The sequence below is a fragment of the Microbispora corallina genome (genome assembly GCF_016863035.1).
Taxonomy (GTDB): Bacteria; Actinomycetota; Actinomycetes; order Streptosporangiales; family Streptosporangiaceae; genus Microbispora; species Microbispora corallina.
The window spans coordinates 137,714-158,867 of sequence record NZ_BOOC01000027.1 but is presented as its reverse complement, the minus strand read 5'-3'; the positions used below and the strand labels follow the sequence as shown (position 1 = coordinate 158,867).

Here is a 21,154-nt window from a genome sequence, read left to right as displayed (position 1 = left end):
AGAGGAGCGTCAGGAATAACCGAAGTCCTCGGTCCACCACAGGCCGCCGACGCCCATACCGACCCCGACACCGGTCGCCACCAGCCTGCAGTTGAGCAGCGTGGACCGGTCGCTGCCGTTGGCCATCCACCCGCGGACCACCCCCGACGGGGTGCTGAAACCCCGGGCGATGAGCTCGGCACCGCTGTTGGCGTAGCCCGCGGCCGCCATACGGTCCCACGCCGAGCCGCCGCCGGGGGAGGCGTGGCCGAAGACGTTCGTGACGGCCATCTCCTCGGCATGGACCCGGGCCGACCGTACGAGCCGGGAGTCCACCCGCAGCGGCCCGCAGCCGTGCTTGGCGCGTTCGGCGTTGACGAGCGAGACGACCTGGGCCTCCATGTCGCCGAACTGGCCCGTGCCGGTGTCGCCGCCGGAGGTGTTCCCGGTGGTCTCCGGGGAGATCGTGTTCGTCGTGGGCCCGCCGCCGGAGCCGTCGATCAGCGTGCCGGACGGCTTGTGCCTGTGCTGGATCTTCGCGGGCACCTCGTCGAGGGTGGGCGTCCGCGCGCGGTAGACGTGCTCGAGCGGCGGCCGTTCCCGGCTCGCGCCGGCGGACGCCGCCTTGGCCGTCGAAGTGGGCTGCGGGTTGGATTTGCGAAGGTAGAGCTCGTCCACCGGGCTGCCGGAGGCCGTCTGCCTCCCGATCACGACGCCTACGAGGAGGACGGCGGTGGCGCACGCGAGCAGACCCATCAGCGTCCCGCGTCTGGGGCCCCGAAGGGTATGCCGGGTGTGAGGGGTCTGCCACATACCGCAGTCAAATATAGGGATCTGAAGCATGGTGAAGAAGGGGCCACCGGGTACAGATTTGATGAACGTTCAAGTGAGGCGGATGTCCGTTGTCGCCTCACCGGTGTTTTGACCACTGGTCCGGAGGCCGGTAGTCTGCTAGTTCGTTGTGTGTGGATCGGTCTGTCCGCAGACCGGTGCACGGCGCGTCCGGCGTCTTCTCCCGTACATGTGGAGACGGAGGTTGTCGCCGTGCCTGCGCAACCTACCGAGAGTTCACATTCCGACAGAAGGCACTGCCGTGCGCACGTTCTCACCGAAGCCCAACGACGTCGAACGTCAGTGGTACGTCATCGACGCGACCGACGTCGTGCTCGGCCGGCTGGCCAGTCAGGTCGCCACGCTGCTCCGTGGCAAGCACAAGCCGATCTTCGCTCCGCATGTCGACACGGGTGACTTCGTCATCGTCGTCAACGCCGACAAGATCGCTCTGAGCGGCAACAAGCTCGAGCAGAAGAAGGCGTACCGCCACTCGGGCTACCCCGGCGGTCTCCGCTCCGTCTCGTACGGCGAGCTCATGGAGAAGCGCCCGGACCGGGCCGTCGAGAAGGCCGTCCGCGGCATGCTGCCGAAGAACGCCCTCGGCCGGAAGATGGCGAAGAAGCTCAAGGTCTACGCCGGCACCGAGCACCCGCACCAGGCCCAGCAGCCGGTGCCCTTCCAGATCACCCAGATCGCCCAGTAATCGCGAGCCAGGAAAGTAAGAGGAGAACCGTGGCCGAGCCCACCGGTATCGAGACGCTCGTCGAGGGCGAGCCGGAAGACTTCTCCGCCGAGGAGTTCCCTTCCGAGTACACCACTGAGTCCGCTCCCGCCGGCGACGCCGTCGTGCGCAAGCCCGTCACCACGGGCAACTCGTACGGCACCGGCCGCCGCAAGGAGGCCGTCGCCCGTGTCCGCATCGTTCCGGGCACCGGCAAGTGGACCATCAACGGCCGCTCGCTCGACGGCTACTTCCCGAACAAGGTCCACCAGCAGATCGTCAACGAGCCGTTCGTCGTGCTCGGCGCGGAGGACCAGTTCGACGTCATCGCCCGCATCGACGGCGGCGGCGTGACCGGCCAGGCCGGCGCGCTGCGCATGGGCCTGTCCCGCGCGCTGGCCGTCCTCGACGCCGAGGTCAACCGCCCGCCGCTGAAGAAGGCCGGCTTCCTCACCCGTGACGCCCGCGCCACGGAGCGGAAGAAGTACGGCCTCAAGAAGGCCCGTAAGGCTCCGCAGTACAGCAAGCGTTAAGTTGGGGCGCCTCTTCGGCACCGACGGGGTACGTGGGGTCGCCGGGCGCGACCTCACCGCGGAACTGGCCATGGACCTGTCCGTGGCCGCCGCGCACGTCCTCGGCGATGCCGGGGCGTTCCACGCCAGCGTCGGGCGGCGCGGCCGCCCGATCGCCGTCGTAGGCCGGGACCCGCGGGCTTCAGGAGAATTCCTGGAGGCCGCTGTGGTCGCCGGCCTCGCGTCGTCAGGCGTGGACGTGCTCCGGCTCGGCGTGCTGCCCACCCCGGCGGTCGCGTATCTGACATCCGCCCTGGGGGCCGACCTCGGCGTCATGCTGTCGGCCTCCCACAACCCCGCGCCCGACAACGGCATCAAGTTCTTCACCCGTGGCGGCTTCAAGTTGCCCGACGCGGTGGAGAACGAGATCGAGGAACGGCTCGGCGAGAAGTGGGACCGCCCGGTCGGCCCGTCCGTGGGGCGGGTCCGCGAGGCGTACGGCGAGGCAGACCGGTACGTCTCACACCTGCTGACCACCCTGCCGCACCGGCTCGACGGCCTGCGGGTCGTCGTGGACTGCGCGCACGGCGCGGCGCACATGGTCGCGCCCGAGGCGCTGCTTCGCGCGGGCGCCGAGGTCGAGACCATCGGCGCGTCTCCGGACGGCCTCAACATCAACGACGGCGTCGGCTCCACCCACCTGGCGGGGCTGCGGAAGGCCGTCCTCGAGCGCGGCGCCGATCTCGGCATCGCGTACGACGGCGACGCCGACCGGTGCCTGGCCGTGACGGGCGACGGCGGGGAGGTGGACGGCGACCAGATCATGACGATCCTGGCGCTCGCCATGCACGCCGACGGCCGCCTGGTCAAGAACACGGTCGTCGCCACCGTGATGTCCAACCTCGGGTTCAAGATCGCCCTGAGGAACGCCGGTCTGACGGTGGTCGAGACCGCCGTCGGCGACCGGTACGTCCTGGAGGCGATGCAGGACGGCGGCTACAACCTGGGCGGCGAGCAGTCCGGCCACGTGATCATGCTTGACCACGCCACGACCGGGGACGGCCTGCTCACCTCGCTCCACCTGATGGCCGAGGTGGCCAGGCAGCGCCGGCCGCTCGCGGAGCTGGCCTCGGTCATGACGAAGCTGCCGCAGGTGCTCGTCAACGTGCGTGACGTGGCCAAGTCCAAGGCGTCCGATCCCGAGCTTCGGGCGGCGGTCGCGGCCGCCGAGGACGACCTCGGCGACGGCGGCCGCGTGCTGATCCGGCCCAGCGGCACCGAGCCGATGATCCGCGTCATGGTCGAGGCCGAGTCCCACGAGCGGGCCGAGACCATCGCGGGACGGCTCGCGGAGGTCGTCCGCAGGGTCTGCGTCTAGCGTCGATCGAAGGAAGGACCCCGTCCGGCACCCCGCCGGGCGGGGTCTTCTCGTTCCGGTGCGGCGCCTGTCCATCGGCTTGGGACGTCAAATGGGCGGCGGCCAGGTCCAGGTCCCCGGCTGGTCGCCTTCGGCCCGGGAGACGGCCCAGTAGGTGTCGTGGCCGTCGAGCAGCACCTGCAGGTTGACGCTGTTGAACGAGGACGCGAACGTCCTGACGACGATGGCCGGGTAGACCTGCCCGGCCTCGGCGCCGCTCGCGGCGTGGTCCCCATATCCGTGCGGGCCTGGCTGCTCACGCCGGGACGCCCGGTCGTCGATGCGGCGAACATTGATCTCGGCCGCGTCGGCCTCGCTCAGCGTGTACTGGACGATGCGGCCGATGTCCGGAACCTCCCCCACGGCGGTCTCCAATCCGAGCAGGGCCGTCTGTCACACGCTACCTGCGGCTACGCCCCAATCATGACCGTCCCCTGAGCGATTCGTGGTTTCGTGATTACACACGGTAATATCACGCGCGTGCCCAGCATCGATCACGAGAGCGCGCGAGCACCTGGAGGAGTCGTGCCGGTTACGACGCGTGACTACGAGCGAATCGCCGGCGAGTACTTGTCCCACTGGGTGGACAAGGGACGCGTCGAAGGTCTCGCTGTCGGCCTGGCTGAGGGTCGCGTACGAGGCCTCGCGGAAGGCGAAACCAAGGGAGTAGCCAAGGGAGAGGCCAAGGCGATTCTTGCCGTGCTGAGGACTCGGGGAATCGCGATCTCCTCCGAGAGCGAGGATCGCATCAGCCAGTGCACCGATCTGGGGCTGCTGGACCTCTGGATCCGGAAGGCCGTCACCGCCACGTCCGTGGACGAGCTGTTCGACTGATCTGCCCGCCGAGGCCGCAGAGCCCGCCGTGCGCGGTGAGGTGGCGGCTGTCAGTCGTCGCCGGTGAGGGAGAGGGAACGCAGCCGCTGGCCGGCCCACAGCAGCGCGCCGACCGTCACGATGACCATGGCCGGAAGGGCGAAGCCGAGGGCGACGTCCGTGCTGAAGAACGGCGACGAGGAGACGTGGTCGGCCACCGACTGGGCCCACTGCTGGATGGAGAACTTGCGCGCCCCGGGCACGTAGCCGCCGACCACGCCCTCCCACACGAGGGCGTAGATGACGCCGACCGTGACGGCGTGGCGCGTCAGGACGCCCAGCAGCAGGAACACCGCGGCGTACGCGATGCCGCCGACGACCGCGCCGAGCGTGAAGCCCGTCGCCACGCCCGAGTCGCCGCCCGCAAGCAGATACGCGGCGGCGAACGTGGACACCCCGGCGAGCACCACGACCAGCGAGGCCGCGACGACGAACTTGGTGAGCGCGATCACGGGCCGGGAGATCGGTTTGGCGAGCAGGTGGATGATCGTGCCGTCCTCGATCTCCGGAGCGACCACCCCCGTTCCGGCGATGAGCCCGAGCAGCGGCAGCATCGTGCCGATGGCGAAGCTCCTCATCAGCGTCACGGCTGTGTGCTCGTCCTGGCCGCCGATCAGCCGGAACAGCGCGGCGATGACCACGAGCGCGAGCGGCAGCAGCACGAGCAGCCAGATCCGCTTGCGGCCCAGCATCGCCCGGTACGTGATGTCCGCCACCACAGTGTTCATCGGGAGCTCCGGTTGATCAGGTAGGAGAACACGCTCTCCAGGTCCTCGTCGGTGGGGGAGACCTGCCACAGGTGGACGCCGAGGTCCCGGGCGACCCGAGGCAGCAGCGCGGTGAAGCGGCCGAAGTCGACGGCCTGGATCTCCAGACCCTGCTCGGTCAGGGACACGGCGTTGCTGGACGGGTCGCCGATCAGCGCGGCGGCCAGCCGCCGGTCGTCACTCGACCGCACCCGGAACAGGTGCGGCCGGTCGGTCATCCGCCGCCGGATCTCGCGGTAGTCGCCGGAGGCCGCGTGCCGTCCGGCGACGAGGACCTCGATGTGCTGGGCGACCCGCTCGACCTCCTCCAGGATGTGCGAGCTGAACAGGATCGTCCGGCCCTCCTCGCCCATCCGTCGGACGAGGTCCATCAGGTGGAGCCGCTGGCGCGGGTCCATGCCGTTGAACGGCTCGTCCAGCAGCAGCACCTGCGGGTCGTGGACGAGCGCGGCGGCCACCTTGACCCGCTGCCGCATGCCCTTCGAGTACGTCTCGATCCTGCGGTCCCGGGCTCCGGACATCTCCACGAGGTCGAGGGCCCGGGTGGCGGCCTCCGCCGGGGCGGGCAGCCCGTGCAGCCGGGCGGCCGACAGCACGAACTGCCACCCGGTGAGGAAGCCGTACACGGCCTCCTTCTCGGGGACGAGCCCGACGCGCCGGTAGATGTCGTGGTTGTGCCAGATGGGCCGTCCGTCGAGGGTGGCCGTCCCGCTGGACGGCGAGAGGAACCCGGCCATCATGTGCAGCAGCGTGGACTTGCCGGCGCCGTTGGGGCCGAGCAGACCGGTGACGCCCGGCCCGATCGTCATCGTCACGTCGTTGACGGCGACGACGTTGCCGTACCAGCGGGAGACCTGGGCGAGTTCGAGCACGCCCTGGCGGGTGGTCACGGGGAAGCTTGTGGTGGTCACGACGCCGCCTTCCGGTAGCGCAGCAGGACGCCCGTCACGGCCAGGGCGACCACGGCCAGCAGGATCAGGCAGGACGCGATGCCGGGCGGAGCCGACTCCGTGTTGACGGGCGCGGTGCCGAACAGGGCCGACTGGACGTAGTCGACGAGGAAGAACGGGTTGAGGAGCAGGGCCCACCCGGCGAGATCGTCGCGTCCCGACGACATCAGCACCCCGGCGAAGATCCCGGAGACGGCGGCGGTGAACATGTAGAACGCGATGACCGACGCGACGCCGAGACCGCGGCGCGGGGTGAACGACGCCAGGGCGATGCCCACGGAGGACAGCACCACCGCGTGGAGGACCGCGCCGCCCAGGGCGCCGAGGTAGTCGGCGGTGTGCGGCGGCCCGGGCAGGTCCACCAGGAGTTCGCCGACGTACTGGATCGTCAGTGGCACGGCCAGCAGCCCGAACAGCGCGACCGCCAGCGCGGCCAGCTTCGCCAGGACGTAGTCGGTCACGGTCAGCGGACGGGACAGATACAGCGGCAGCACACGGAAGCGCAGGTCCGGCGCGACCAGGTACGGCGACTGGGCGGCCAGGAAGACCGCGATCACCGCCTGCATGAAGACCGCGTAGTTGGGATAGGGCATCACCAACTGCTTGGCGAGCGCCATCACGCCGATCGACACGACCGTCGGCATCAGCATGATCGCGGCCAGCAGCAGCGGCATGATCTTGGCGCGGACCGTGCGGCCGAGCCCGAACACGCCGCGCAGGCTCTGCACGCCGAGGGCGAGCGTCGCCCGGCCGCGCCCCAGCCGTACGCCGTCGTAGTGGCGGTATCCGATGTCGTGGATGACCGCGGTCGGCTCTGTCGTCATGCCACCGGCTCCTTGAAGACGTCCTCGATGCGGCCCCGGCGCTGCTCCAGCCGCAGGAGGCTGAGGCCGAGGTCGCAGACGGCGTCGCGTACTGCGTCGTAGGTGCGGCCGGGGTCGTCGGCGGACACCTGGACCGTCAGCAGCCTGCCCTGGGCGGCGACCGTCTCGCCGCCCGCGGTCAGACGCTCGGCGAGCCGCTGCTGCCCTTCCTCGACCTCCACCGCGATGGTCTGCTCGGCCCGGGTGAACTCCCGGATCGCCGAGGAGCGCAGCAGGCGGCCGCCGTCGATCACGATGACGTGGTCGCAGACCCGTTCCAGCTCGCCCAGCAGGTGGGAGGTGACCACCACGCTGATCCCGAACTCGGTGCCGATGCGGCGGATGAGCGCCAGCATGTCGTCGCGGCCCTGCGGGTCGAGCCCGTTGGTGGGCTCGTCGAGGAAGACGAGCCGGGGGTCGTGGACGAGGGCCTGGGCGAGCTTGACCCGCTGGCGCATGCCCGTCGAGTAGCCGCCCATGGGCCGGTAGCGCTCCTCGTCGAGCCCCACGTGCCGCAGCGTGTCGGCGGCCCGCTCCCTGGCCGCCGTACGCGGCAGGCCGGACATCTGCGCCATGTGCACCACGAACTCGGTGGCCGACACGTCGGGGGGCAGGCAGTCGTGCTCGGGCATGTAGCCGACCGCCCGCCGGATCTCCAGGCCGTCCGTGCCCGCGTCCATGCCGAGCACGCTCGCGCGGCCGGAGGTGGGCGACAGCAGCCCGAGAAGGATCTTGATGAGGGTCGACTTGCCCGCTCCGTTGGCCCCGACGAGACCGGTCACCCCGGTCCCGGCGGCGACGGTCAAATCGTCGAGCGCCGTGACGCGGGGGAACCGCTTCGTCAGACTCTCGGTCGCGAAGCACGTGGTCACGCTCGCCGTCATGATCCGCACCCTACCCGGCGCGGCGCGGGCCGGGCCTCCCCCCGGCGGAGGATCCCGGCCTCCGACTGCGGTATCGGGAGGGCCGGAACGTCATCCCCGCGCGGCCCTGGTCCGCCCCCACAGGAACCGCTGGAGGAAGAGCGTGGCGGTCCCGGCGACGACCATGCCGGAGACGTTCACGGCGAGCTGGAGCAGCGACCCGCCGACCTCCGGCCACCGGCCCAGGGCGAGCGCCACCGCCATGTAGCCCGCGGCCGGCACGGTGGTGACCGAGATGAAGACGCCCACGAGGGCCGACGACTTGCCCGCGGTGATGGACAGCACGCCGGCCGCCCCGGCGAGCAGCGCCACAATGAACGACCACTTGTCGGGCACGACGATGAACCGCACCTCGTCGTTGTGCCGGAGCATCTCCGGGCCGATCCAGCCCAGGACGCGGGAGACCAGCGCACAGGCGAACGTGACGGCGACGGCGGCCGAGAACCCGACCGCCAGCGCGCGGAGGGCGCCGCCCACGAGCCGCCACCGCAGCCGCAGGAGGCCGAAGGAGACGGCCGCCACCGCGCCGAACTCCGGTCCGAGCACCATGGCGCCCACGATCAGGATCTGCGAGGGGACCAGCACGCCGATGGCCGCGATCTGCGTGGCGATGGCGAGGAAGGCCAGGAACGCCCAGGTGATCCGGGAGTCGTCGGCCACCCGCTTCTCGAACTGGTCCCAGATGACCGCGTCGTCCCCCTCGCCCGGGGCCAGGGCCTCCGCCTCGTCGGCTCCGCGGGAGATGGACAGCCCGATCTCCTCCAGGGTGATGGAGCCGTCCGCGCCGATGCCGAGGGACTTGAGCGCGCCGATCACGTCGTCGGCGGCCTCCCTGGCCACGTCGGCCAGGACGACGTCGCCCTCGGGCCGCCGGGCCGCCTTGCCGATGAGCACGACGTTCGCGACACCAGGCGTCCGGTCGAGCACGCCGAGGACGTCGTCGGTGCGCCCGAACGGCGAGATCACCCGCAGATGCAGCACAGCGCGATTATGTACGGCTTCCTCAGGTGCGCCGCAGCCGCACGTGCCGGACCGAGTGGTCGGGGCCCTTGCCCAGGATCAGCCCGGCCCGCCCACGGGTGGGCTCGATGTTCTCGACGAGGTTGCGCTCGTTGATGTCCCGCCACACGTTCTCGGCGAAGGCGGTCGCCTCCTCGTGGGACAGGTCGGCGATGTGCTTGAAGTAGGACTTGGGGTCGGAGAAGGCCGTACGGCGCAGCTTGTGGAAGCGGTCGACGTACCAGCCGCGGATGTCCTCGACCCGGGCGTCCACGAAGATCGAGAAGTCGAAGTAGTCGTACACGGCCAGCGCGGTGGGGGGCGCGGGCTGGAGCACGTTGAGGCCCTCGACGATGAGGATGTCCGGCCGCCGGACCGTCTGGACGGCCCCGGGCACGATGTCGTACTCCAGGTGGCTGTACACGGGGGCGTCGACCGAGGGGCGGCCGGCCTTCACCTCGGCCACGAACCGCACCAGCGCCCTCCGGTCGTAGCTCTCGGGGAAGCCCTTGCGGTGCATGATCCCGCGCTCCTCCAGCACCTTGTTGGGGTGGAGGAAGCTGTCGGTGGTGACCAGGTCGACCCGGGGGTGCTCGGGCCAGCGGGCGAGGAGCGTGTGCAGCAGCCGCGCGGTGGTCGACTTGCCGACGGCGACGCTGCCCGCGATCCCCAGCACGTACGGCAGCGGGTCGCCGGACTCGCCCAGGAAGGCGCCCACGGCGGCGCTGCGCTGCCGCGACCCCGTGAAATGGAGGTTCAGCAGCCGGGTGAGCGGCAGGTAGACGTCGGTGACCTCGGTGAGGTCGATGGGGTCGTCGATGCCCCGCAGTTCCTCGAGCTCTTCCTCGGTCAGCGTGAGCGGCGTGTTCCTGCGCAGGTCGCGCCACTGCTCCCGGCTGAGCTCGACGTACGCGTCTCCGTCTGCCACGTCGGCCAAGCGTACTCACCGGCCCCCGCCCCGCGACCCGGGGGTCGTGCACAGCCTGTGGATGAAAATCGGTGGATTACTCACAGCGCGCAGCGGGAAAGACCACTTCTCCCCCCTTACGCTGGCCACGTGATCGTGGGCATCGGGGTCGACCTGGTCGACGTGGCGCGCTTCGCCGCCGCGCTCGAGCGCACGCCCGCGCTGCGCGGCCGTCTGTTCACCGAGGCCGAGGGCGGGCTGCCGCCCGCGTCGCTGGCCGCCCGCTTCGCCGCCAAGGAGGCCGTCGCCAAGGCCCTCGGCGCCCCGTCCGGCCTGCGGCACCTGGAGGCGGAGGTCGTCCGCGAGCCCGGGGGCAGGCCGGTCCTGCGGGTGACCGGCCGGGCGGCCGAGGTGGCCAGGGACCTCGGGGTGCGCCGCTGGCACCTGTCGCTGTCCCACGACGGCGGCGTGGCCGTGGCCTACGTGATCGCCGAGGCCTGAGCTCCCGTCTCCCCGCCCGCGGCGATTCGTCCACAGGTCCGCCTCCGGTGATCGCGGTCGCGGGCCGGGGAGGCTACCGTCGGACGCATGCGCACCGCGTACACCTCCGACCAGATCAGGGCCGCCGAGCTGGCTCTCATGGCGACGCTCCCCGAGGGGACGCTGATGGGCAGGGCCGCCGCAGGGCTCGCCGTCACCTGCGCCGGCCTGCTCACCGGCCTGCACGGCAGGGTGTACGGATCGCGGGTCGCGGTGCTGGCCGGCGGCGGCGACAACGGCGGGGACGCCCTGTACGCCGGGGCGCGCCTGGCCCGCAGGGGAGCCCGGGTGGAGGCCGTCCTCGCCGGGTCGCGCGCCCACGAGGGCGGCCTGGCGGCGCTGCGGGCGGCCGGCGGGCGGGCCGCCGCCTTCGACGAGGCGCGGGCCCGCGAGACGATCGGGCGGGCCGACCTCGTCCTCGACGGGCTCGTCGGCATCGGCGGTGGAGGCGCGCTGCGCGAGCCGTACGCCACGCTGGCGGGGCTGGCGGGGGAGACCCCGGGGCTCGTGGTCGCGGTCGACGTGCCGAGCGGGGTGGACGCGAGCACCGGGCGGGTCGAGGGCCCGGCGGTCCGGGCCCACGTGACGGTGACGTTCGGGGCGTACAAGACCGGGCTGCTCGTCGACCCGGGCGCCGAGCGCGCCGGGGCCGTCGAGCTTGTGGACATCGGGCTCGGACCGCACCTTCCGGACCCCGACGCCGCGGCCCTGACCGACGAGGACGTGGCCGACCTGCTGCCCCGGCCGGGCGCGGAGAGCGACAAATACCGCCGGGGGGTCGTCGGGATCGCCGCGGGCAGCGACCGGTACACGGGGGCCGCCGTGCTGTCGGTCGGCGGGGCCGTCCGCGCCGGTGCGGGCATGGTCCGCTTCGCGAGCGCCGAGGAGCCCGTGCGGCACGTCCGCGCCCGCTGGCCGGAGGCGGTCACGACCGTCCTCGACCCGTCGCTGGTGCTGAAGAGCTCGCTGGACGAGGTGGGCCGCGTCCAGGCGTGGGTGCTCGGCCCCGGCCTCGGGACCGGCCCGGACGCGCACGCCGTCGCCCGCGCCGTGCTCGCCACCGACGTCCCCGTGATCGTGGACGCCGACGGGCTGTCGATCGTCGCCCGCGACCGCGCGCTGCTGCGCCGGGCCGCGCCCACATTGGTCACCCCGCACGCCGGCGAGCTGTCCCGGCTCCTCGACGTGCCCAGGGAGCGGATCGAGGCCCGGCGGCTGGAGCACACCCGGCGGGCCGCGGCCGAGCTGGGGGTGACCGTGCTGCTCAAGGGCTCGACCACGGTGATCGCCGAGGAGCACCGCCCGGCCCGGGTCAACACGACCGGCACCCCGTGGCTGGCCACCGGCGGCACCGGCGACGTCCTGTCCGGCATCGCGGGCGCCCTCCTCGCCGGCGGCCTCACCTGCTACGACGCCGCCTCGTGCGCGGCGCACCTGCACGGGCTGGCGGCCCGGATCGCCGCGAGGGGCGGCGCGGGAGGCCGTTCGGAGGCGCCGATCGCCGCCCTGGACGTCGCGCAGGCCCTTCCCGAGGCCGTCCGTGCGCTCTGACGTGCGGCTCGATTGGTCCCATCCACATACGGCCACCTGACACACTGGGAAAATGAGCTTCTCGACAGCGCGCCCCGCGACCCCGGCTGAGGCGCGTGTGGACCTGTCCGCCATCCGGCACAACGTGCGGCTGCTGGCCGAGCACGCGTCCGGCGCCGACATGATGGTCGCCGTCAAGGCCGACGCGTACGGCCACGGCCTGGTGCCGACGGCCCGGGCCTGCCTGGAGGCGGGGGCGACGAGGCTCGGCACCGCCTACGTCCGCGAGGCGCTGGCGCTGCGGGCGGCCGGCGTCGCCGCGCCGATCCTGTCGTGGATCATCACGCCCGGCGAGCCCCTGGAGGAGGCCGCCCGGCTCGGGATCGAGCTGTCCGCTGGGGCGCCCTGGGTGCTGGACGAGATCGCCGAGGCCGCCCGCAACGCGGGCCGGCTGGTCCGCGTGCACCTGAAGGCCGACACCGGCATCTCCCGGGGCGGCGCCACGATCGACTCCTGGCCCGCCCTGGTCGAGCGCGCCCTCGCCGTCCAGGCGGGGGGCGCGATCGAGATCGTGGGCCTGTGGTCCCACCTCGCCTGCGCCGACATACCGGGGCACCCCTCGATCGAGCGCCAGCTCGCGGTCTTCGACGAGGCGCTGTCGATCGCCGACAAGGCCGGGGTGTCGAGCGGCGCGATCCGGCACATCGCCAACTCGGCCGCCCTCATGACGCTGCCGCAGGCCCGGTACGACATGGTCCGCCCCGGCATCGCGGTCTACGGCCTGAGCCCGATCCCCGAGCTCGGAGACTTCGGCCTGCGCCCTGCCATGACGCTCGCCGCGAGGCTCGCGAGCGTCAAGCGGGTCCGCGAGGGCACCGGGGTCTCCTACGGTCACCTCTACGTCACGGACCGGGAGACCACGCTTGGCCTCGTCCCCCTCGGGTATGCGGACGGCATCCTGCGGAACGCCACCAACCTCGCCGAGGTGCTGGCGGCCGGGCGGCGGAGGCGCGTGGCCGGCCGGGTCTGCATGGACCAGTTCACGATCGACCTGGGTGACGATCAGGCGGAAGCGGGGGATGAGGTGATCCTGTTCGGACCCGGGGACGACGGCGAGCCGACATGTCAGGAATGGGCGGATTCCCTGGGCACGATCACTCATGAGATCGTGACGAGGATCGGATCCCGCGTACCGCGCGTCCACACGGACGGACGCTAGGCCGCGGCTGCGAGGAGGGCAGGAATGAGCACACGTCGCACGGTCGGGATCGCGAGTGCGGTCGTCGGCGCGGCGTCGGCGGGCGTGGCCGCGGCCACCCTCGCCAAGAGGTACGCCGTGGGCCGCATCCGGTTGCGTCCCGACCTGGAGGCGAGCGAGCCGTTCGGCGAGCTGCACGGCCGTCCGGTGACGCTGACGACCTCCGACGGCGTGTCGATCCACGCCGAGGTCGACGGCGTGGAGGACGCCCCGCTCACCGTCGTGCTCTGCCACGGGTACTGCCTGTCCCTTGACTCCTGGCACTACCAGCGGCGCGACCTCCGCGAGGACTACCGCCTGGTGCTGTGGGACCAGCGCTGCCACGGCTCCTCGGCGCGCGCCCAGGGCAAGGACTGCACGATCGAGCGGCTGGGGGAGGACCTCGCGCTCGTGCTGGACGAGCTGGTCCCCGGCCCCTGCGTGCTGGTCGGCCACTCCATGGGCGGCATGACGATCATGGCTCTGGCCGAGCAGCGGCCCGAGCTGTTCGGCGACAAGATCCGCGGGATCTCGCTGATCGCCACCTCGGCGGGCAAGCTGGCCGAGCTCACGCTGGGCCTGCCGGCGCTGGTGTCGAAGGTCGTGAACGTGGCCATCCCGACGGCCGTGTCGGTCATGCGGCGCAGCGGCGCGCTCGTCGACCGGGGACGCGAGGCGGGCACCGACCTGTCGTTCCTCGCCCTGCGCCTCCTGGGCTTCGGGGACTCCAAGAACGTCAGCCCGACGCTCGTCGACTTCGTCGAGTCGATGATCCGAGCCACGCCGTCCGAGGTGATCGCGGACTTCTACCCGGCCCTCATGTCGCACGACAAGCTGACCGCCCTCGACGTGCTCAACAAGGTCCCCACCGCGATCATCGTGGGCGAGCGCGACTGGCTGACCCCGCTCGACCACAGCAGGGCCATCGCCGCCGCCGTCCCCACCGCGCAGCTGACCGCCGTGCCCGACGCGTCCCACCTGGTGCAGCTCGAACGGCCGGACACGGTGAACGAGGCCCTGCGCGACCTGCTGAAGCGGGCGGAGCGGGAGAACCTGTGACCGGGACGCCGAGCGGGGACATCGCGGCCGTGACCGGGAAGGAGCACCCGGCGGCCACCGCCGAGGAGACCCGGGCGCTGGGCGCCCGCCTGGCGGCCCTGCTGCGTCCCGGCGACCTCGTCGTGCTGACCGGCCCCCTGGGGGCGGGCAAGACCACCCTCGTGCAGGGCGTCGCCGAGGGACTCAAGGTCCGCGGCCCCATCACCTCGCCCACGTTCGTCATCGCGCGGGTCCACCCGTCCCTGTCCGGGGGGCCCGCCCTCGTGCACGCGGACGCCTACCGGCTCGGCGGCGCCCTCGAGGTCGACGACCTCGACCTCGACGCCTCCCTGCAGGACTCGGTCACGGTGGTCGAGTGGGGCGAGGGACTGGTCGAGGGCCTGTCGGACGACCGCCTGGAGATCCTCATCAAGCGCGGCGCCTCGGGCGAGGACCGCGTCATCCGGGTCACCGGCGTCGGCCCCCGCTGGTCCGCCGCCTGACCGCTCCTGTCGGCGCTGGACGGCCGCGGCCGCTCCGCGGACCGAAGCACCCTCGGCGGCGGCCGGTCCGCCGCCTGACGGCTGCTCGGCGCTCATGCGGCGGCGGCCCTCGCGGCGCGTCCGGCAGGCGGTTCGATCTAGGCCGGTACGCGCGCCGTCCTTGACGGCCGTCCTTTCCTCTATGGATCATCGCGAAGAGAAGATCCTTAGCCATGGGTTGGCATAGATTTTCTGGGTAGATGACCGGCGTGGGAGAGGGTGGGCCGATGAGCAGGGTCACGCAGGTCGCCGTCGCGGGATTGATGCTGCTCGGGGCCGTGGGGTGCTCGGCCCGGGCCGACTCCTCGGTCGCCGCCAGCCCCACGATCACCCTGACGCCCGCCCTGCCCTCGCCGGCGGTCACGATCTCGCGGCAGGACATCCGCGTCACGGTCGACCCGGCGAGGATCACCGGCGGGTCGACCAAGAGCATCCACATCACGGCCGGATGCCCACTCCCCCAGGGCGGGCCGGAGTACCGGGCGACCGCCCGCTCCGACGCGTTCACGGGCCTCGTCACGCTCGTGCCGCCGCAGACGTCGTCCACGACGACGCCGACGCCCGCCGCCACCGTCCCCGAGGTCCGCGGCAGCGCGACGATCAAGGCGGACGCCAAGCCGGGCGGCTACCGGGTCCAGGTCCGCTGCGAGGCCACCAACGACATCGGCGGCGCCTCGTTCCGGATCGTCGCCCCCTCCGCCACCCACACGCGGATCCCGACCCGGGCGCCCCACGCGGGCGGCGGCGGCACGGCCGCGGGCGGCCCCGCCGACGACTCCAGCCTCCCGACGGGCGCGACGTTCCTGGTGATCCTGGCCGCCCTGGCCGTCGGCGTCGGCGTGGTCCGCAGGCGCTCAGGGGCCTGACCTTGGCGGTCTCCTCCCGGTGGGTGATCGTGGCCGGGGTCGTCACCGGGCTGGCGCTGTTCGCGGCCAACGGCGGCGGGGACGACCGGAAGGCGGACACCCCGTCCTCCACCGTCGTCCCCAAACGGATCGACATCCCCTCGCTGCGGCTCAAGGCGCCGTTGATGAAGCTCGGGCTCGACGACGCCGGCGACGTGGAGCTCCCGCCGTTCGACCGGCCGACCACCGCGGGCTGGTACACGGGCAGCGCCGTCCCCGGCGACCCGGGCGCGTCGGTCATCATCGGCCACGTCGACACCAAGACGGCCCCCGCCGTCTTCTACCGCCTGCGCGACCTGCGCAGGGGCGCGGTCGTGAAGGTCGAGCGCAGCGACGGCAAGACCGCGGAGTACGAGGTCGACTCGGTCGAACGCGTCCCCAAGGACCGGTTCCCGGCCGAGCGGGTCTACGCCGAGGACGGGCTGCGCCTCATCACCTGCGGGGGCGACTTCGACTGGTCCCACCACGAGTACCGGGACAACATCATCGTCTACGCGTCGCTCGAACAGACCTGAGTCCGCCCGGCGTGACCGGGAGAGGCCGTCGCCTCCGGCCCTGCGTGGGATCGGAGCTCCCGCTCAGCGACTACGCTTGACGTCCGTGCTTGTCTTGGCCTTCGACACCGCGACCCCGGCCGTCACCGCGGCCCTGCACGACGGCGGGCGCGTGGTGGCCGAGTCCACGACCGTCGACGCGCGGCGGCACGGCGAGCTCCTCGCCCCCGCCGTCGAGAAGGTCCTGCGCGACTCCGGCGCCGCTGCGAGGGACGTGACCGCGATCGTCGCGGGCACCGGCCCCGGGCCGTACACAGGGCTGCGGGTCGGTCTGATGACGGCGACCGCGCTCGCCACCACGGTCGGCGTGCCCGCGTTCGGGATCTGCACCCTCGACGCGCTCGCGTACGCCGCGCAGGTGGAGGGCCCGTTCCTCGTGGCGACCGACGCGCGCCGCAAGGAGGTCTTCTGGGCCCGGTACGGCGACCCGCGCACCCGCCTCGACGGACCGAGGGTGGACCGGCCGCACGACCTGCCCGCCGACCTGCCCGTCGTCGGCGCCGGCGGCCGCATGTACGCCGAGATCGTCGGCGCCGCCCGCCTCTCCGGTCCCGAGCACCCCTCGGCGGGGGCGCTGGCCGCGCTCGCCGTGGAGCACCTGCGCGGCCTGTCGCCTGAGGAGGCCGCCGAGATCGCCCGGGTTCCCGAGGGCCGGGTCGATTCGGTGGAGAAGGCGTCCGAGCTGGGCGTCCTCGGCCCGGCGCGGCCCATCTACCTGCGCCGGCCCGACGCCCAGGTGCCTGGGACGCCCAAGAAGGTGACGGTGTGACCCGTCAAGGGGTGCCGCGATGAAGCAGGCGGCAGCGGTGCTGCGCCAGATGACGCGGGAGGACCTGCCCGCCGTCATGGAGATCGAGCGCACCACGTTCCCGGCCGACGCGTGGAGCGAGGCGATGATGCGCGGCGAGCTGCGCGACCAGCCGCGCACCCGCCACTACGTGGTCGCCGAGGTGGGCGGCCGGATCGTGGGGTACGCCGGGCTGGCCGCGGCGGCCGACCAGGCGGACGTCCAGACGATCGCCGTCCTCGAGGGGCACCGCAGGTCGGGCATCGGAGCGGCGCTGATGGACGCCCTGCTCGCCGAGGCCGTACGGCGCGGTGCGCGGCAGGTGTTCCTGGAGGTGCGGGCCGACAACGCGCCCGCGCAGACGATGTACGAGCGGTTCGGGTTCGAACGGCTCGGCCTCCGGCGGCGTTACTACGACGACGGCATGGACGCCATCACGATGGTGAAGGAACTGGAGCGCCCGTGAGCCGGGCCGGCAGGGAGGCCGCATGAGTAGGACCGGCGAGCCGGTCGTCCTGGGCATCGAGACGTCCTGCGACGAGACCGGTGTCGGCATCGTGCGGGGGCACACGCTGCTCGCCAACACGATCGCCTCCAGCATGGACGAGCACGCCCGGTTCGGCGGCGTCGTCCCCGAGGTGGCCTCACGGGCGCACCTGGAGGCCATGGCCCCGACGGTGGAGGGCGCGCTCGCCGCGGCCGGGCTGCGGCTGTCGGATGTTGACGCCGTCGCCGTCACGGCCGGCCCCGGCCTGGCGGGGGCCCTGCTGGTCGGGGTGGCCGCCGCGAAGGCGTACGCGCTCGGCCTCGGCGTGCCGCTCTACGGCGTGAACCACCTGGCCGCGCACGTCGCCGTCGACCAGCTCGAACACGGCCCGCTGCCGAAGCCGGCCGTCGCGCTGCTGGTGAGCGGCGGCCACTCGTCGCTGCTGCTGGTGCCCGACGTGGCGCAGGACGTGATCTCGCTGGGCTCGACCGTGGACGACGCGGCGGGCGAGGCGTTCGACAAGGTGGCGCGCGTGCTGGGCCTGCCGTTCCCGGGCGGCCCGCACATCGACCGGGCGGCCCGTGAGGGCTCCGGCTCCTTCGTGACGTTCCCGCGGGGCAAGTACGACGACGGGACGCTCGACTTCTCCTTCTCGGGGCTGAAGACGGCCGTCGCCCGCTGGATCGAGGCCAGGGAGGCCGCGGGCGAGCCGGTGCCGGTCGCCGACGTCGCCGCGTCGTTCCAGGAGGCCGTCGTCGACGTGCTGACGCGCAAGGCGCTGCAGGCGTGCGAGCGTTACGGCGTCGGGGACCTGCTGATCGGCGGCGGCGTCGCGGCCAACTCGCGGCTGCGGGCGCTGGCCCAGGAGCGGTGCGACGCGGCCGGGGTACGGCTGCGGGTGCCGCGGCCGGGACTGTGCACCGACAACGGCGCGATGGTCGCGGCGCTCGGCTCCGACCTGGTCGCGGCCGGGGTGGCGCCGTCCTCGCTGGAGATCCCGGCCGACTCGTCGATGCCGATCACCGCCGTCCACGTCTGACGGCGGGCCTGGTCAGTCGCCGGGGGAGCGGGTGGGGCGCAGGAGGGCCTCGGCGAGGGCGAGCATGGTCTCCTCCAGCGCCGCGAGCCGCCGGGTGACGTCGCCGTGGGCCGGCTCCACGATGCGGGTCACGGCGCCCGCCACCGTCTCGGCCATCTGCTCGCGGTCGGGCCGGTTCCGCACGGCCTCCACCAGCGGGGCCAGCGCGCTGGTGACGGTCATGACCTCGGCGTTCACCTCGCCCACGGTGGCGTTCAGCTCCCCGATCCGCAGCTCGGACGGCAGGCGGCCCACGCGCTCGCCCACCACCTCGATCCGCTCGTCCACGGCGTCGAGCCGGTCGAGCAGCGCGCTCTCCAGGCGCTCGGTGCGCTCGCCCAGCGCGGCCATGGCCTTGTCCAGCCGGGTGAAGCGGCCGGCGGCGGCCTCCATGCTCGTCTGGAACTGCGCCAGGCGCTGCGCGAACTCCGTCATCCGCTCGGCCAGCCCCTGGGTGTGGCCGCCGACCGCGTCCACGTGGTCGCGCAGCAGCTCCATGTGCTGGGCGAGCCCTTCCGCCCAGGCCGGCGGCTTGACCGCCATCTCGTCGAGCCGGCCGTTGAGGGCCTCCAGGGCGCCGCTCAGTCCGCCGAGCTCTCGCTCGCGCACCTCGCGGAGCAGCCACTCCATGCCTTCGAGCCGCTGCCGGATCTCGTCGAGGACGGCCCCCTGGGTCCGCTGCTCGTAGACGTGGTCCTGGGCGGCCCGGGCCAGCAGCTCGCGCATCCGGTCGGAGATGGCGGTCTGGCTGCCCGCCTGGAGGAGGTTGTGGCCCGAATGCTCCACCTAAGAGCTCCTTCACTCGCCGACACGACGCGTTCGGCCCGATCTCGCTGAGATGAACGAACAGGCGGGCACGGCCCGCGGGCCAACTGTAGGCCCTGAGCAGGGCCGCGTTCGCGGGGACTGGAAAAGATCGTAATTGCCGGTGGATTGTCCGGGATTACGCGTGTCCGCGCAGGTCAGCAGCCTGATCGACGTCCCGGCAGAGGAGCGCGTACGGCCGCTCCTCGATGCGGGTGAGGACGACGACGGCCGCCTCGTCGCCCGACAGGCGCAGGTCCCTGCGCAGCCGCTCGACGTCCACGGCCGAGCCCCTCTTCTTGATGGTCAGCGTGCCGACCCTCCGCTCCCTGAGCGCCGCCCGCAGGCGTTTGAGCGAGAACGGCATGACCTCCTCCACCTCGTGACAGGAGGCCCACGCGGTGGGCACGAGCCGGTCTCCGGTCACGTACGCGATGCGGGGGTCGAGCAGGTGCCCGCCCACGATCTCGGCCACCTCCGCCACCAGATGGGCGCGCACGGCGGCGCCGTCGGGCTCGTACAGGTACCGGCCGACCGGACCGGCCGCGGCCTCCGCCCCGGACGCCGTGAGCGTGTCCCCCGAGGGGAGCAGGGTGGCCCGCCGTCCGGCCGCGCCCCCGCCGACCCAGATCGCCGCCTCCTTGACCTCCCCCCGGTACGACACCCACTCGGCCTCCGCGCCTTCGGGGATCAGCTCGTACGGGATGCCGGGGGCGACCTTCAGGCAGGCCGCGGGCGCCCTGCCCACCAGGCCGAGGACCTCCGGCCAGCTGGGGGAGTAGGCCATCGGGTCGAACGTGCGCCCCCGCGCTCCGCGCCTGGCCGGGTCGGCGAACAGCAGCCCGTACGCCGAGGGGTCGGTCGCCGCGGCGTCGGCCGTCCGGACGCGGACCCGCTCCGACAGGCCGAGGGCGGCGGCGTTGGCGCGCGCGACCTCCGCCGTCAGCGGGTCGAGGTCGACCGCGTCGACCGGGCAGCCGGCCCGGGCGAGCGCGACGAGGTCGCCGCCGACCCCGCAGCAGACGTCCAGCACCGAGGGAGTGCCGAACCGGCGCCGGACCCCGGCGGCGCGGTGCGCGGCGACCTCGGCCCGGGTGGCCTGTTCGAGCCCGTGCGGCGTGAAGTACATGACCTCGGCGTCCCGGCCGAACTTGACCTCGGCCCGCCGCCGCAGCCCGGCCTGGGTGAGGGCGGCCGAGGTCAGCGCGAGCGGATACGACCGGCGCAGGGCGGTCGCCGCCGCCACGGGGTCGGCGCCGGTCGCCAGGATCTCCACGGCCTCGGCCAGCGCCGCGCGCCCCTCGGGTTCGAGCAGTGCGCGAAACGCCTCCAGGTCCACGGCCCCCGACGCTACCGCCTCCCCGCGGGCGGCGCGCCGTCGACCTCCGGATGCACCTGACCTGCGCCGCCGGTTCGTGTTGACTGTCACGCGCCACTTGCATACTGTTTCGTGTTGGCACTCTCCCGCTGAGAGTGCCAACAGCGACGAGACAGGTCTGACACCCGCGACGGCAGGCCGCTGGTCGCCTCTTCAGCTCATTCATCGCAATCTGAAGGGGAGGTCCGATCGTGACGACCGCCACTAAGGTTCCCGTTAAGCCGCTCGGCGACCGCATCGTGGTCCAGCCGCTTGAGGCCGAGCAGACCACCGCCTCCGGCCTGGTCATCCCGGACACCGCCAAGGAGAAGCCCCAGGAGGGCCGCGTGCTCGCCGTGGGCCCGGGCAACTGGGACGAGGACGGCGAGAAGCGCATCCCGCTCGACGTCAAGGAGGGCGACGTCGTCCTCTACAGCAAGTACGGCGGCACCGAGGTCAAGTACGGCGGCGAGGAGTACCTGGTGCTCTCGGCGCGCGACGTGCTCGCCATCATCGAGAAGTAGGCCGCGCACAGCGTGAGGAGCCCCGG

25 protein-coding genes are annotated in these 21,154 nt (G+C 72.6%); 15 read left to right on the top strand and 10 right to left on the bottom strand.

The genetic code is table 11. The features are described from left to right. Positions 1 to 9: 9 nt before the first annotated feature. Positions 10 to 735 (bottom strand): CAP domain-containing protein, encoded by a 726-nt coding sequence (locus Mco01_RS24985; RefSeq protein ID WP_204059330.1) that lies wholly within the window; start codon positions 733 to 735, stop codon positions 10 to 12. A gap of 337 nt (positions 736 to 1,072) precedes the next feature. Between Mco01_RS24985 and rplM the strand changes: the two genes are divergently transcribed. The 3 genes from rplM to glmM are packed head-to-tail and all read left to right on the top strand — an operon-like array spanning position 1,073 to position 3,424. Then, positions 1,073 to 1,516 (top strand): 50S ribosomal protein L13, encoded by a 444-nt coding sequence (rplM, locus tag Mco01_RS24980; RefSeq protein ID WP_204059329.1) that lies wholly within the window; start codon positions 1,073 to 1,075, stop codon positions 1,514 to 1,516. Positions 1,517 to 1,545: 29 nt separating this feature from the next. Next, a complete protein-coding gene (gene rpsI / locus Mco01_RS24975; RefSeq protein WP_036328448.1) occupies positions 1,546 to 2,067 on the top strand; it encodes a 30S ribosomal protein S9 in 522 nt (173 codons plus the stop codon). Between the two features lies 1 nt (position 2,068). Beyond that, positions 2,069 to 3,424: a phosphoglucosamine mutase gene (glmM, locus tag Mco01_RS24970; protein ID WP_204059328.1), complete on the top strand. Its 1,356-nt coding sequence runs from the start codon at positions 2,069 to 2,071 to the stop codon at positions 3,422 to 3,424. Positions 3,425 to 3,511: 87 nt separating this feature from the next. Here the strand turns inward: glmM and Mco01_RS24965 are convergent, their stop codons facing one another. Continuing rightward, a complete protein-coding gene (locus tag Mco01_RS24965) occupies positions 3,512 to 3,826 on the bottom strand; it encodes a hypothetical protein (protein ID WP_204059327.1) in 315 nt (104 codons plus the stop codon). A gap of 117 nt (positions 3,827 to 3,943) precedes the next feature. Here Mco01_RS24965 and Mco01_RS24960 point away from each other — a divergent pair, with 117 nt between their 5' ends. Further along, the gene (locus Mco01_RS24960) at positions 3,944 to 4,297 is read left to right on the top strand and encodes a hypothetical protein (RefSeq protein ID WP_204059326.1); all 354 of its coding nucleotides are present in this window, start codon (positions 3,944 to 3,946) and stop codon (positions 4,295 to 4,297) included. Positions 4,298 to 4,347: 50 nt separating this feature from the next. Here Mco01_RS24960 and Mco01_RS24955 read toward each other — a convergent pair whose 3' ends face one another. From Mco01_RS24955 to coaA, 6 genes are all read right to left on the bottom strand, one after another. After that, positions 4,348 to 5,064 (bottom strand): ABC transporter permease, encoded by a 717-nt coding sequence (locus Mco01_RS24955; protein WP_204059325.1) that lies wholly within the window; start codon positions 5,062 to 5,064, stop codon positions 4,348 to 4,350. Then, a complete protein-coding gene (locus Mco01_RS24950; RefSeq protein ID WP_239103894.1) occupies positions 5,061 to 6,014 on the bottom strand; it encodes an ABC transporter ATP-binding protein in 954 nt (317 codons plus the stop codon). The genes Mco01_RS24955 and Mco01_RS24950 overlap by 4 nt, the downstream gene beginning before the upstream one ends. Then, entirely contained in the window at positions 6,011 to 6,877 is an 867-nt protein-coding gene (locus Mco01_RS24945; RefSeq protein WP_204059324.1) for an ABC transporter permease, read from the bottom strand. Before Mco01_RS24945 ends, Mco01_RS24950 begins: the two co-directional genes overlap by 4 nt. Further along, positions 6,874 to 7,800: an ABC transporter ATP-binding protein gene (locus Mco01_RS24940; RefSeq protein ID WP_204059323.1), complete on the bottom strand. Its 927-nt coding sequence runs from the start codon at positions 7,798 to 7,800 to the stop codon at positions 6,874 to 6,876. The genes Mco01_RS24945 and Mco01_RS24940 overlap by 4 nt, the downstream gene beginning before the upstream one ends. Positions 7,801 to 7,890: 90 nt before the next feature. Then, the gene (locus Mco01_RS24935) at positions 7,891 to 8,820 is read right to left on the bottom strand and encodes a DUF389 domain-containing protein (protein ID WP_204059322.1); all 930 of its coding nucleotides are present in this window, start codon (positions 8,818 to 8,820) and stop codon (positions 7,891 to 7,893) included. A gap of 22 nt (positions 8,821 to 8,842) precedes the next feature. Further along, the gene (gene coaA / locus Mco01_RS24930; RefSeq protein WP_204059321.1) at positions 8,843 to 9,766 is read right to left on the bottom strand and encodes a type I pantothenate kinase; all 924 of its coding nucleotides are present in this window, start codon (positions 9,764 to 9,766) and stop codon (positions 8,843 to 8,845) included. A gap of 129 nt (positions 9,767 to 9,895) precedes the next feature. Here coaA and Mco01_RS24925 point away from each other — a divergent pair, with 129 nt between their 5' ends. The 10 genes from Mco01_RS24925 to tsaD all read left to right on the top strand — a co-directional run bounded on the left by Mco01_RS24925 (position 9,896) and on the right by tsaD (position 18,404). Beyond that, positions 9,896 to 10,246 carry a holo-ACP synthase gene (locus Mco01_RS24925; protein WP_204059320.1) on the top strand — a complete coding sequence of 117 codons (351 nt, stop codon included), beginning with the start codon at positions 9,896 to 9,898 and terminating at the stop codon, positions 10,244 to 10,246. 87 nt (positions 10,247 to 10,333) lie between these two features. Then, the gene (locus Mco01_RS24920) at positions 10,334 to 11,836 is read left to right on the top strand and encodes an NAD(P)H-hydrate dehydratase (protein ID WP_204059319.1); all 1,503 of its coding nucleotides are present in this window, start codon (positions 10,334 to 10,336) and stop codon (positions 11,834 to 11,836) included. 52 nt (positions 11,837 to 11,888) lie between these two features. After that, positions 11,889 to 13,034, top strand: coding sequence for an alanine racemase (alr, locus tag Mco01_RS24915; RefSeq protein WP_204059318.1), 1,146 nt, complete (start codon positions 11,889 to 11,891; stop codon positions 13,032 to 13,034). A gap of 24 nt (positions 13,035 to 13,058) precedes the next feature. Beyond that, positions 13,059 to 14,111, top strand: coding sequence for an alpha/beta fold hydrolase (locus tag Mco01_RS24910; protein ID WP_204059317.1), 1,053 nt, complete (start codon positions 13,059 to 13,061; stop codon positions 14,109 to 14,111). Next, positions 14,108 to 14,593, top strand: coding sequence for a tRNA (adenosine(37)-N6)-threonylcarbamoyltransferase complex ATPase subunit type 1 TsaE (gene tsaE, locus Mco01_RS24905; protein ID WP_372444983.1), 486 nt, complete (start codon positions 14,108 to 14,110; stop codon positions 14,591 to 14,593). The genes Mco01_RS24910 and tsaE overlap by 4 nt, the downstream gene beginning before the upstream one ends. Before the next feature lie 266 nt (positions 14,594 to 14,859). Continuing rightward, complete coding sequence (locus tag Mco01_RS39250; protein ID WP_239103893.1) at positions 14,860 to 15,498, top strand: hypothetical protein; 639 nt, start codon at positions 14,860 to 14,862, stop codon at positions 15,496 to 15,498. Positions 15,499 to 15,500: 2 nt separating this feature from the next. Next, the gene (locus Mco01_RS39245; protein WP_239103892.1) at positions 15,501 to 16,052 is read left to right on the top strand and encodes a class F sortase; all 552 of its coding nucleotides are present in this window, start codon (positions 15,501 to 15,503) and stop codon (positions 16,050 to 16,052) included. 85 nt (positions 16,053 to 16,137) lie between these two features. After that, complete coding sequence (gene tsaB, locus Mco01_RS24895) at positions 16,138 to 16,860, top strand: tRNA (adenosine(37)-N6)-threonylcarbamoyltransferase complex dimerization subunit type 1 TsaB (protein WP_204059315.1); 723 nt, start codon at positions 16,138 to 16,140, stop codon at positions 16,858 to 16,860. A 19-nt stretch (positions 16,861 to 16,879) separates the two neighbouring features. Continuing rightward, the gene (gene rimI, locus Mco01_RS24890; protein ID WP_239103891.1) at positions 16,880 to 17,344 is read left to right on the top strand and encodes a ribosomal protein S18-alanine N-acetyltransferase; all 465 of its coding nucleotides are present in this window, start codon (positions 16,880 to 16,882) and stop codon (positions 17,342 to 17,344) included. A gap of 22 nt (positions 17,345 to 17,366) precedes the next feature. Continuing rightward, positions 17,367 to 18,404: a tRNA (adenosine(37)-N6)-threonylcarbamoyltransferase complex transferase subunit TsaD gene (gene tsaD, locus Mco01_RS24885; RefSeq protein WP_204059314.1), complete on the top strand. Its 1,038-nt coding sequence runs from the start codon at positions 17,367 to 17,369 to the stop codon at positions 18,402 to 18,404. A 12-nt stretch (positions 18,405 to 18,416) separates the two neighbouring features. Here tsaD and Mco01_RS24880 read toward each other — a convergent pair whose 3' ends face one another. Both Mco01_RS24880 and Mco01_RS24875 read right to left on the bottom strand, forming a co-directional pair. Beyond that, the gene (locus Mco01_RS24880) at positions 18,417 to 19,229 is read right to left on the bottom strand and encodes a hypothetical protein (RefSeq protein ID WP_204059313.1); all 813 of its coding nucleotides are present in this window, start codon (positions 19,227 to 19,229) and stop codon (positions 18,417 to 18,419) included. 157 nt (positions 19,230 to 19,386) lie between these two features. Then, positions 19,387 to 20,586, bottom strand: a complete 1,200-nt coding sequence (locus tag Mco01_RS24875; protein WP_204059312.1) for a class I SAM-dependent methyltransferase — start codon at positions 20,584 to 20,586, stop codon at positions 19,387 to 19,389. 230 nt (positions 20,587 to 20,816) lie between these two features. Between Mco01_RS24875 and groES the strand changes: the two genes are divergently transcribed. Beyond that, entirely contained in the window at positions 20,817 to 21,128 is a 312-nt protein-coding gene (gene groES, locus Mco01_RS24870; RefSeq protein ID WP_030508383.1) for a co-chaperone GroES, read from the top strand. The last annotated feature ends 26 nt before the right edge of the window (positions 21,129 to 21,154 follow it).